We start from the raw sequence: 10,696 nt of genomic DNA, 5'->3' as shown, positions 1-10,696 counted from the left end.
TTCTACAACTGGTCCGCTATTGGATGTTGCGGGCACTGTTCCTATTGTTCTGAATGATCTGCCGGTCGCTGCGAAACTGTGCTTTGCGGCCGCAACTGTGCTTGGGCGCCTTGAAACGCTTGCCATTATCGCGCTTATGACGCCCGAACTCTGGCGGAAATGACAGCCTGCCGAAAGATTGTTTCGTCTTCACTCAAAAAACCGCTGGAAACTCCCTTCGCAAGCCGACATACTTTTGGGATGACGATTGCCCTGATTGCAGGGCTTTTTGCTGCGCCCGAATAATACTCGCAAGAATAAAGGCATGCCCAAATGGCTACTGATAGACAAAACCTGCAAGACGCGTTTCTGAATCACGTCCGCAAAACCAAAGTCCCCGTGACCGTATTTCTGATTAACGGAGTGAAGTTGCAGGGTGTGATTACGTGGTTCGACAATTTCTGCGTCCTGTTGCGCCGTGATGGGCAATCCCAGCTGGTTTACAAGCATGCGATTTCTACGATCATGCCAAGCCAGCCGATCAGCCTGTACGAGGGCGAAGACGCTAACTGATGGAACATGGTCCGTCAGTGACCCGGACATGGGTTCTGCATCCTGACATAAAAAACAACAACGAGCGCCGCTTGCCCGAGCCGGCGCTGGCAGAAGCTGTTGCTTTGGCCGAAGCCTTGCCCGGATTGGACGTGCAGGGCCAAACGATTGTGCGGTTGCCAAAACCGCACGCAGGGCATTTGTTCGGGTCTGGCAAGATTGAAGAGCTGCATCAGATATTTGACGCACACGAGATTGATCTGGTCCTGATAGATGGTCCCGTTACGCCAGTCCAACAGCGCAATCTGGAAAAGGCATGGGGCGTCAAGTTGCTGGATCGCACCGGGCTTATTCTTGAGATTTTCTCGGATCGCGCGCGCACCAGTGAAGGTGTGCTACAGGTCGAAATGGCTGCTCTCAGCTACCAGCGCACCCGCCTTGTGCGCGCTTGGACCCACCTTGAACGCCAGCGCGGCGGGCTTGGGTTTGTTGGTGGACCGGGCGAAACGCAAATTGAATCCGATCGCCGCGCGATTGACGATCAATTGGTGCGCCTGCGCCGAAAGCTGTCAAAAGTCGTAAAGACCCGCGCGCTGCACCGCGATGCGCGTGCAAAGGTGCCGTTTCCGATTGTCGCACTGGTTGGCTATACCAACGCAGGTAAATCAACGCTGTTCAACCGCCTGACAGGCGCTGATGTTTTTGCCAAGGACATGTTGTTTGCCACGCTTGATCCGACGATGCGCGCGGTGGAATTGCCCGATGGTCCGCAAGTTATTCTATCCGATACGGTTGGTTTTATTTCTGATCTGCCGACCGAGCTTGTTGCCTCGTTCCGTGCAACGCTGGAAGAAGTGCTTGCCGCGGATCTCATTGTCCACGTGCGCGATATTTCCCATGAGGGAAGTGAAGAGCAAGCCGCGGATGTGCGCACAATCCTGACCTCGCTTGGGGTTGGTGAAGGGTCCAAGCAACTGGAGGTTTGGAACAAGATCGACCTGCTGGATGCGGATGAGCAGGACGCCGTTCTCGCCCGTGCCGCGCGCCATGATGATGTTCTTGCCCTGTCATCGATCACAGGTCAGGGTCTGAAGGAATTTGTCGCAGCTGTTGAAGAGGCCCTGGAAGGCGAGATCATCGAAGAGACGATTGTGCTGCCCTATTCAAAGGGCAAGGCGCGCGCATGGCTGTTTGAGCGTTCTTTGGTCGAGGCCGAGCGCCAAGGCGAAAGCGGCTTTGAGCTGGACCTTCGCTGGAAAGCCAAAGATCGCGCGCAATTTCAAGCACTCTAAGCGTTTTTCGCCGCTGGCGGGGATATTCCCAGTGAGAAGAAATGCCTAGTTTGCTTTTGGTTCCAAGAGTGTAACGCCAACAGAGGCGGCGCGCGCCAGCCCTTGATCCAGTGACATCGGAATATACTCACCGCGCCGCCAAAGCGCGCCGAGATCGTCGTAATGGCGCGAGAACAGATGCCCCGATTGCCCCGTTGAAATCACAAAAAGGGAACTGTCAGGATCGGCGAAATCATAAACGCCGCGATAGCCCGCGCCGTGCACGTTCAGGAATGCCTCTTTGCCCGCTCCGCCCTTGGTGCGGCCCCGCATAAGGGTGTTGTCGCCGCCCGAGGTGGATTGGCGAATGTTCACGAAATAACGCAGCACGGGGACATCGCCGAGAACTTCATGGTCATGCGTGGCCTGATGGGCATCGCCCCAACGCAAAGACGCCAGATCGGTGCTGTAGTTTTCTTCCAGCCATAGGATTGCCGCATCCAGAGACATACGCGCAATATCTGTGCAGGTTTCTTTAGGTGAGGATTGCAGGATATCGCACCAGACGCTTGCGCCTTTGATGTCGCGGAACACACGCTCTACGAACAACGGTTCTACGTGTTTGAATTCCTTGGCCAAGGGACCCAATTCGTCCTGGATCAAGCGCTCTTGCAAGGCGCGCAGCCAGGCGGAATAGATCAAGGGTTCGGGCAGGTGTTCGTTCATTTCACCTGTCCAATTCGCCAAAAGCTCTAGCGCGATCTGGCGTTTGCGTTCGGGGGTTCCATTTGGTGCAGGCTCGCCCGTGAACCACAGATCGGCGCCAATCAAAGGCAAAAGCGTGCGCGCGGTAAAGCTTACGGTGTCCAGTTGCGCTTCGACAAAGCTGTCGCGTGTATGGACCTGACGGTTCTGCATCAACCGCTGCCAGCGCTGTATCCGCTGGCTGTCGCCCCATTCATAACTGACGTGCACAGGGAAGGGGCGTTCTACCAATTTGTTATTGGTATTGCCCAAAATGCCGCCTTCGGGCGTCATAAACTCCGGATTTGTGGTTGCCGGTAGCGTGCCGTTCCAACGGTTGTCCGCGATCCAGCCCGGGCTTGGCATGCGTCCCTTGCTTTGATGGGCGGGATTGCGTTGTGGCATGGCACCGATAAGTTTCAGCGCGATCTTTTCTTTGTCGACAAGCGTCAGGTTTTGCGAGGGCGCGATGTAGGCTTCTGCATTGACCAGCGCGCTTTGCACATCGGCCGCTTGCATGATGCCCATTGCTGCACTGAGCGAGGTATCGCGCGGGCTAAGCGCGGTCCAAGACAGGGCAACGACATGGCCTGTGGGCGTTATCGTGCTTAGCGAGAAATCGGAGCCGGGCAGGACGGGGCCATTGTCTGTCCAGCGCAATGTGATGGTAACAGGTTCGCTGTCTTTTACATTGATGATGGATTTGCGTGTTTCGAAGGATTTGAACCCTTCGGGTGTCAGATATTCTTCTGGGTTGTCGGGGTTTAACTGTTCGATAAAAAGGTCCTGATCGTCCAGATAGGATGATGTAACGCCCCAGCCCAGCACGGCGCTTCGGCCAGCCAGGACCACAGGCATGCCCGGGATCGTGCCGCCGATGACACCGCCTGCTTCCAGCTCTAGTCGTGCAAGATACCAAATAGACGGTGCCGTCAGGCCCAGATGCGGGTCATTGGCCATCAATGTGCCCCCAGAGGCCGAGCGCGTCGGCGCGGCAGCCCAAGCGTTAGAGGCGCCGGCAAGGCCGCGCTCTGGCACGGGATGCAGGGGGTCACGTTCGAGCGGTGCCTCAGCATAGCGCGGCAGGGGGGTATCAAACAAAGTGGAATACTTGGGCAGGGCGGCAATGCCAGTGCCCGGCATGTCTGGCAGGATGTCGGACAGGCGTGCTTCGTCAGGCAGGATCAATGAAGTGCGTGCGCGCAGAACTTCGTCTTGAAGGTGGCCAGAGAGCTGCAACGCCATCAATTTAATCACTGCCAGGGAATCCGCAGGGCGCCACGGAGAAACAGGCGCGCCAAAGAGGAACATTTCGGGCGCGCCGCGCCCCAACGCGTTTTCATTGATCTCTGCAATGCGCATATTTACGCCCGCCGCATAGGCGTTGAGCGCTTCGCTGGTGCGCGCGTCCTGACTATCCACCGATGCGCTGGCAAGGCGATACAGATCGAGGCGACGGAGCATTTTATCAATCGAAAGTGTGCGCGCGCCGAAAACCTCGGACAGGCGGCCCTGCGCGGTGCGGCGCAGCATGGTCATTTGCCACAAACGGTCTTGCGCGTGGGCATAGCCAAGCCCGTAAAACACATCCGCATCATTGCTGGCGAAAATATGCGGCACGTTGGCGTTATCGCGCACGATTTCGACAGTGCTGGTGACGCCATCAACCTGCAACGTCTTGGTGTAGTCAGGCAGTGAGCGCGCCGCAAGGAAATACGCAAGAAGCGCAGCCAACACAGTGGCGATAATAGCGCCGCCCGTGAGGCGCAAAGCCCAGCGAAAAATCACCACCATTTTGTCGTTACTCCTAAACGTCGGGGAATCATCACGGTCAAAACACTTGTCAAAACCGTGCAGGTTCGACACATGGTTTAGGGTAATTAGAGAGAAGGGAAAAGCCGATGACAAAATGTGCATTCTTGGGACTTGGCGTCATGGGATATCCGATGGCCGGCCATTTGAAAAAAGCGGGCCATGAGGTCACTGTCTATAACCGAACCGTTGAAAAGGCCCGTCTTTGGGCCGATGAGCATGGCGGACGTTTTGCGGCTACGCCGCGCGAAGCGGTAGAGGGCGCGGATTTTGTGTTCTGCTGCGTTGGCAATGATGACGATCTGCGTTCGGTTTGCCTTGGCGCGGACGGGGCATTTGCAGGCATGAGCGATGGCGCTGTGTTTGTGGATCATACGACCGTTTCCGCAAAGGTAACTGCCGAGCTTTACGAGAAAGCCGATGCCGCGCAGATCAGTTTCGTTGATGCCCCGATTTCTGGCGGACAAGCTGGCGCAGAGAACGGTGTTTTGTCTGTCATGTGTGGCGGCGACGCTGGTGCCTATGAGCGCGCAGAGCCGGTCATTGCGGCCTATTCCAAAATGTGCCGCCGTATCGGTGATAGCGGCGCAGGTCAGATGACCAAAATGTGCAACCAGATTGCGATTGCCGGGTTGGTTCAGGGCTTGTCTGAAGCACTGCATTTTGCAGAAAAGGCTGGTCTGGATGGTCGCGCGGTTGTTGAAGTTATCTCGCAGGGTGCAGCGGGTTCGTGGCAGATGGCCAATCGTTATGAGACGATGATCGACGATCACTTCGAGCACGGGTTCGCTGTGGATTGGATGCGCAAGGATCTTGGGATCTGTCTGGATGCGGGCGATGAGGTGGGCGCAAGCCTGCCTGTAACCGCATTGGTCGATCAGTTTTACAAAGATGTGCAAAAGCTGGGCGGCGGGCGATGGGATACTTCAAGCCTGATAAAGCGTATGCGCGCGATGGGCTGAGGGGTTCGGGGGCGCTGCCCCCGTCTGATCGAAGATCAGCCTCCCCCGAGGTATTTTCGGACCAGAGAAGCGGGGCGCGTTAACCTTAATATCTGTTAGGGTTAATGGGTGGATGCGTTTGAGAAAAGGTGGATCACGACGATACCGCTGAGGATCAAGCCAAGGCCAAGGATCGCGGGCAGATCGAGTTTTTGCCCGTAAACCAGATAACCGATGCCCGCAATGAACACGATACCAAGTGCAGACCAAAGCGCATAGGCGATGCCGAGCGGGATGGTTCGTAGCGCGAGTGCAAGGAAGTAAAAGCTGACCGCGTAGGCAATGATAACAAGGAGCGATGGCCAGAAGCGTGTGAATTGTGCGCTTGCCTGTAGTGCCGCGGTTCCAACGGTTTCGCATGCAACGGCGATAAGCAAGATAAGATAATGGGTTGGCATGCAGGACCTTTCAAACGGGCAGGGCGGTTGTCTCTTTTATTTCTTCCATAACAAAGCTGGCCGAGACATCGGCAAGTGGAACAGATGCAGTCAGTTTTTGATAGAGCCGATCGTAGTCTTTCATATCCGACACCCGCGCGCGAATGAGATAATCCAGCTCGCCTGACATGCGATAGACGCCCTGGATCTGAGGCAAGGCCCTGCTGGCGCGGGCAAATTTTTCGGACCACTCTGCCGTATGGCGGTCTGTGCGCACTTGAATGAAAACCGTTAACGGCAAGCCAATTGCTTCCGCGTCCAGAAGCGTGACCCTGCCTTTGATAATTCCCGCGTCTGTCATCAGTTTTACACGGCGCCAGCAAGCGTTTCGGGACAGGCCCACGGCCTCGCCCAAAACATCCAGTGAGACGTCACTATTGGATTGGAGTTGTCGCAAGATTCGGCGGTCGATTTGATCTATTTCCATGGATTTATTGATATCATGGGAATATCTCCCAATCAATTGCCGTTTATGCGTATAAATTGGGATGTGATTTAGCAATTGCATGGCATCTTTGCTGAAAATACCAACAGGAGAAAGCCATGTTACGCCGCATATTTATCGATCATCCCGAAAGCGTCGATGAAAGCTATTTCGAGCATATGGGTTTTGCGCTGCGTTTTGCCGGGCTTTTGTTTTTGGCAGCAGGCGCCGCACTGATCCATGCCTTCATTCCGGCTGCATGTGAAAAGACAGCCAGCCGGATCACTGCCATGCTATATGCGCGCACGCATAATCGCGGGCAGTGAGCCGGACATGGCGCGCTATTTTGAGCGCGCCGTAAAATGCTATTAGCCCACATTCATGTTTGGCGTTTGCCCAAGCATGGCGTCAATTTCAGAGGGCGTAGCAAAAACAATGTTCTCGGGACGCAAAACCTCGGCGCCAACGGGATAGTTATAGGGATCAAACGGCGAAGGACCGCGATATCCCAAGTTGTCGATCCGCGCGACCCAATTGACGCTGCCATCCTCTTGAGCGACGCCAACGTTCAGATGCACGCCTAAATAGGTTAGTCGATAGTACTCGGGAACGGATTGATAGCGCAGATCTTCAAATGCGGGTGGAATTGATCCTTCCGGGTAGTCGATTACCAGAACATCTTCGTCAAGATTGAAGTCCATGATTTGGGGTGCCCAAATCGAACCGTCATTCACAATGAACGTATCCGAACCTGAACCACCATAGGCCTCGTAGTCTTGTGACAGCGCAATGATATCTTCGCCATCGCCGCCGATGAGACGTGAAGCTTCTGCCACCGTTCCATTTTGCGAAATTATAATGCGATCCGCCTCGACCCCGATAAGCGTATCATCCCCGTCACCGCCAGAAAGGACCTGAACACCCGCATGACCACCTACGAGCAGATCATTGCCCGCTTCGCCATACAGATTGGCATCGCGCGCACCTGCTTCAAGCGTATCATTTCCATCGCCGCCATAGGCAAAGTCGTCATCTCCGCGTGGTGTCGAAAATGGCATGGAGTTATCATAGACAATTGTATCATCGCCTGTGCTCAGGAAATCGTCTCCAAGCCCGCCCAGTAACGTGTCAGCGCCCGCAAGCCCGTCAATCGTGTCATCGCCAGCCAATCCGTCAATGACATCCGACGCTGGCGTGCCAACAAGGCTATCTGCGCCCGATGTTGCATCCAATTGCTCGTCAGGTTCATCGCTTGGATAGCCGATCCCTACATTTTGGTTCACGTCAAGATCGCCCGCTTCAAAGTCTCCCTGTAGGATCGCCAGAATTTCTTCTTCCCCGTCAGGGCGCAAACGCACCAATTCTGTGGCGGGGGCATCTGGATCACTTGCGTCAAGCTCGCGAAAGCTCAGCTCGGAGAGCAGGGGCGCTGCATGAGCTGCGCTGTGAACAAGTACGATTGTATCCTCCGCCGCAGAGAAATCGGCAATCGTGTCTATCCCGTTGGTCGGGCTAATCAAATCTGCATCGGGGTTTTGTGCGTGAAGCGCAAAAACATCGCTGCCTGCGCCGCCGATCATTTCAGCGCCGCGGAAACCCGAGATCAAAACATCATCACCCACGCCGCCATCAAGTGTGGATTGCCCATAGCCGGCAAAAAGCGTGTCGTTGCCTTCCTCGCCAAGCATAAGGTGATCGCCATTGTTCGCCGACGAGATATGATCGTTGCCAGTGCCGCCGGAATAGGTTCCGTCGCGGCCAAGGTATTGAACCGAGCGGATTACATCATCGCCATTGCCGCCATCGAGTGACGTCGTGCCAAAGTAGCCTGCGTCAATTGTATCATCACCGTCGCCGCCGGAAATTGCCGCCGTGATCCCGCCAATCCCGCCATCAAGCACGTCATTGCCAGTGCCGCCAAAAACGGTGTCATTGGCACCTGCATCGATGCTGTCGTTGTCAGCGCCGCCATCAAGCAAAGAGCCAACGAAAGTTGCATCGCTCAGCGCACCATGGATAGAGCCATAAGAGGCACTGGAAATGGTATCATCACCGCTGCCGCCCGAAACCGTATCGGAATCATAGAGCGCTTTGATCTCGTCGTTGCCCTCGCCACCTTCAATGATGTCGTTGCCAGATTCGCCGTGAAGCATGTCATCGCCCGCATCACCAAGTAGGGTGTCATTGCCTTCATCGCCGATGATAGCATCATTCCCAAGGCCGCCGCTGACAAGATCATCGCCTTTGCCTGCGGTGATCGAATCCGCGCCATCTTCGCCATAAACAGTGTCATTTTCGCTTCCGGACTCAATCGCATCGTTGCCAGTGCCGCCATGAATGCTGTCATTGCCTTCGTGCCCGATAATTTCATCATTACCAGCGCCGCCAAGCAGCGTGTCGTTATCCTGATAGCCGTCCAGCATATCATCGCCGTCGCCGCCGATCAGATAATCATGTCCTTCACCGCCAAACAGAAGATCATCGCCCGCGCCGCCATCGATTGTATCACCGCCGTCAGGGGTTTGCGTGCCAAATTCAAAACCGTGCAGAACATCGTCGCCAGTTCCACCGGTCATGGAATCCGCGCCAAGTCCACCCGAGAAGATGTCATCGCCAATGCCGCCTTCGATTGTATCATCACCCGCGCCGCCATGACCGCCATCATTACCAGCGCCGCCAATCATCACGTCATTGCCATCACCGCCATCAAGCAGATCCTCACCGGCGTCGCCAGACACTATATCATTTCCGGGACCGCCAATCAGGTAGTCATTGCCAAGACCGCCATTTATGCCGTCATCACCCGTCCCGCCATCGATTGTATCATCGCCGTCATCACCAAAAAGCGAATCCAATCCGCCAAGGCCTTCGATGACGTCATTGCCGCCAGCACCATGGATATCGTCACCATCATCGGTGCCAATAATTTCATCATCGCCAGCGCTGCCAATGAAAGTGCTGCCCGCGGCCAAACCGAGCAAAGCCAATAGATATAGCATAAGTCCCCCAACTCATTACTTGCACCGAAATGCATTACTTTGGGTCAGCTTTGCAAAAAATAGGAGGTGTGGAAAGGATTTGATTGATTGTTCTTATTGGGAAAACAATGGTGCAAGTTAAGCCCAATAAAAAACGGCACCCGAATGGGCGCCGTTTCTGTGTGATGTTTACAGACTATCCTGCCAATGCAGCATTCAGGTTTTCGTCGATCTTTTCCAGGAAACCCATCGTCGTTAACCAGCCTTGATCCGGTCCAACCAACAGCGCGAGATCCTTGGTCATGTGACCTGCTTCAACTGTTTGCACGATGACCCGTTCCAGCGTTTCTGCAAAGCCCATAAGCTGCGCGTTGTCATCCAGTTTCGCACGGTGCTTTAGCCCGCCGGTCCAAGCGTAGATAGACGCGATGGAGTTGGTGGATGTGGATTCACCTGCCTGATGCTGGCGGTAGTGACGCGTGACGGTTCCGTGCGCCGCCTCTGATTCAACGATCTTGCCATCAGGTGTCATCAATTGGCTTGCCATCATTCCAAGCGAGCCGAAACCCTGCGCCACCACGTCAGACTGCACATCGCCATCGTAGTTCTTGCACGCCCAAACAAAGCCGCCATTCCATTTAATCGCGCAGGCGACCATGTCGTCAATCAGGCGGTGTTCGTACCAAATGCCCTTTTCCTTGAAGGCATCAGCGAATTCCGCATCATAAACCTCTTGAAAAATCTCGAGAAAACGACCGTCATATTGTTTCAGGATCGTATTCTTGGTGGACAGGTAAACCGGCCAGCCCAAGTTCAAACCGTAATTCAAAGAGGCGCGCGCGAAGTCATAGATCGACTTGTCGATATTATACATCGACATGAATACCCCCGCGCTATCGGCTTTGTAGACCTCATGTTCGATCTCTGTGCCGTCCTCGCCGACGAATTTCATCGTCAACGTCCCGGCGCCCGGAAACTTCATATCCGTTGCTTTGTATTGATCGCCAAATGCGTGACGGCCCACAACAATCGGCTTGGTCCAACCGGGAACAAGACGCGGCACGTTTTTGCAAATGATCGGTTGACGGAAAATCACACCGCCAAGGATATTACGGATCGTGCCGTTGGGGCTTTTCCACATCTGTTTGAGGCCAAATTCCTCAACACGGGCTTCGTCAGGCGTGATGGTCGCACATTTCACGGCAACGCCGACGTCTTTGGTCTTTTCAGCGGCGTCAATGGTGATCTGATCGTTGGTGCGATCACGTTCTTCAATGCCCAGATCGTAATAAAGCAGATCAATATCCAGATAAGGCTCGATCAGTTTTTTCTTTATGAAATCCCACATGATACGGGTCATTTCATCCCCGTCCATTTCAACAATGGGATTTGCGACTTTGATCTTGCTCATTACTTCACCTTTCAAAACGGGTCTTTGGTGCTGCTTACCCCAGATGGGTTAACAGGGAAATGACGTTTCACGAAAGGGCCGCTTTTC

Annotated in this window: 9 protein-coding genes and 1 pseudogene; 5 read left to right on the top strand and 5 right to left on the bottom strand. The window is 54.6% G+C overall.

Going from position 1 to position 10,696, the window contains the following annotated elements; genetic code table 11:
- The 3 genes and pseudogenes from WBC85_RS13230 to hflX form a co-directional block, all read left to right on the top strand.
- Positions 1–163: pseudogene (locus WBC85_RS13230) on the top strand (TrkH family potassium uptake protein); the annotation flags it as partial.
- A 149-nt stretch (positions 164–312) separates the two neighbouring features.
- Positions 313–552, top strand: coding sequence for an RNA chaperone Hfq (gene hfq, locus WBC85_RS13225; protein ID WP_072631698.1), 240 nt, complete (start codon positions 313–315; stop codon positions 550–552).
- The gene (gene hflX / locus WBC85_RS13220; RefSeq protein WP_424437994.1) at positions 552–1,823 is read left to right on the top strand and encodes a GTPase HflX; all 1,272 of its coding nucleotides are present in this window, start codon (positions 552–554) and stop codon (positions 1,821–1,823) included. The genes hfq and hflX overlap by 1 nt, the downstream gene beginning before the upstream one ends.
- 45 nt (positions 1,824–1,868) lie before the next feature.
- On the opposite strand, the gene WBC85_RS13215 is transcribed toward hflX, so the two are convergent.
- Positions 1,869–4,340, bottom strand: a complete 2,472-nt coding sequence (locus WBC85_RS13215) for a penicillin acylase family protein (RefSeq protein WP_424437991.1) — start codon at positions 4,338–4,340, stop codon at positions 1,869–1,871.
- Positions 4,341–4,447: 107 nt separating this feature from the next.
- Here WBC85_RS13215 and WBC85_RS13210 point away from each other — a divergent pair, with 107 nt between their 5' ends.
- Entirely contained in the window at positions 4,448–5,320 is an 873-nt protein-coding gene (locus WBC85_RS13210; RefSeq protein ID WP_424437988.1) for an NAD(P)-dependent oxidoreductase, read from the top strand.
- 101 nt (positions 5,321–5,421) lie between these two features.
- On the opposite strand, the gene WBC85_RS13205 is transcribed toward WBC85_RS13210, so the two are convergent.
- On the bottom strand, positions 5,422–5,757 hold the full coding sequence (locus WBC85_RS13205) for a DMT family transporter (protein ID WP_424437985.1): 336 nt from the start codon (positions 5,755–5,757) through the stop codon (positions 5,422–5,424).
- Positions 5,758–5,767: 10 nt separating this feature from the next.
- Complete coding sequence (locus tag WBC85_RS13200) at positions 5,768–6,223, bottom strand: Lrp/AsnC family transcriptional regulator (RefSeq protein ID WP_424437982.1); 456 nt, start codon at positions 6,221–6,223, stop codon at positions 5,768–5,770.
- A 116-nt stretch (positions 6,224–6,339) separates the two neighbouring features.
- On the opposite strand from WBC85_RS13200, the gene WBC85_RS13195 reads away from it, so the two are divergent.
- Positions 6,340–6,546, top strand: a complete 207-nt coding sequence (locus tag WBC85_RS13195) for a DUF6356 family protein (RefSeq protein WP_424437979.1) — start codon at positions 6,340–6,342, stop codon at positions 6,544–6,546.
- Positions 6,547–6,588: 42 nt separating this feature from the next.
- Here the strand turns inward: WBC85_RS13195 and WBC85_RS13190 are convergent, their stop codons facing one another.
- A complete protein-coding gene (locus tag WBC85_RS13190; RefSeq protein ID WP_424437976.1) occupies positions 6,589–9,219 on the bottom strand; it encodes a calcium-binding protein in 2,631 nt (876 codons plus the stop codon).
- Positions 9,220–9,394: 175 nt separating this feature from the next.
- Positions 9,395–10,609, bottom strand: a complete 1,215-nt coding sequence (locus WBC85_RS13185) for an NADP-dependent isocitrate dehydrogenase (protein WP_424437973.1) — start codon at positions 10,607–10,609, stop codon at positions 9,395–9,397.
- Positions 10,610–10,696 lie beyond the last annotated feature (87 nt).

This window comes from Planktotalea sp. (assembly GCF_049680325.1).
In the GTDB taxonomy this organism is placed as follows: Bacteria; Pseudomonadota; Alphaproteobacteria; order Rhodobacterales; family Rhodobacteraceae; genus Planktotalea.
Note: the sequence above shows the minus strand (reverse complement) of the source record. Positions and strands in the feature narration are given on the sequence as shown.

What these genes read in the sequence shown, in the direction of transcription:
- WBC85_RS13200 (WP_424437982.1), bottom strand. Translation starts at nt 6,223, where the DNA reads ATGGAAATAGATCAAATCGACCGCCGAATCTTGCGACAACTCCAATCC.
- WBC85_RS13210 (WP_424437988.1), top strand. Translation starts at nt 4,448, where the DNA reads ATGACAAAATGTGCATTCTTGGGACTTGGCGTCATGGGATATCCGATG.
- WBC85_RS13185 (WP_424437973.1), bottom strand. Translation starts at nt 10,609, where the DNA reads ATGAGCAAGATCAAAGTCGCAAATCCCATTGTTGAAATGGACGGGGAT.
- hflX (WP_424437994.1), top strand. Translation starts at nt 552, where the DNA reads ATGGAACATGGTCCGTCAGTGACCCGGACATGGGTTCTGCATCCTGAC.
- WBC85_RS13205 (WP_424437985.1), bottom strand. Translation starts at nt 5,757, where the DNA reads ATGCCAACCCATTATCTTATCTTGCTTATCGCCGTTGCATGCGAAACC.
- WBC85_RS13190 (WP_424437976.1), bottom strand. Translation starts at nt 9,219, where the DNA reads ATGCTATATCTATTGGCTTTGCTCGGTTTGGCCGCGGGCAGCACTTTC.
- WBC85_RS13195 (WP_424437979.1), top strand. Translation starts at nt 6,340, where the DNA reads ATGTTACGCCGCATATTTATCGATCATCCCGAAAGCGTCGATGAAAGC.
- hfq (WP_072631698.1), top strand. Translation starts at nt 313, where the DNA reads ATGGCTACTGATAGACAAAACCTGCAAGACGCGTTTCTGAATCACGTC.
- WBC85_RS13215 (WP_424437991.1), bottom strand. Translation starts at nt 4,340, where the DNA reads ATGGTGGTGATTTTTCGCTGGGCTTTGCGCCTCACGGGCGGCGCTATT.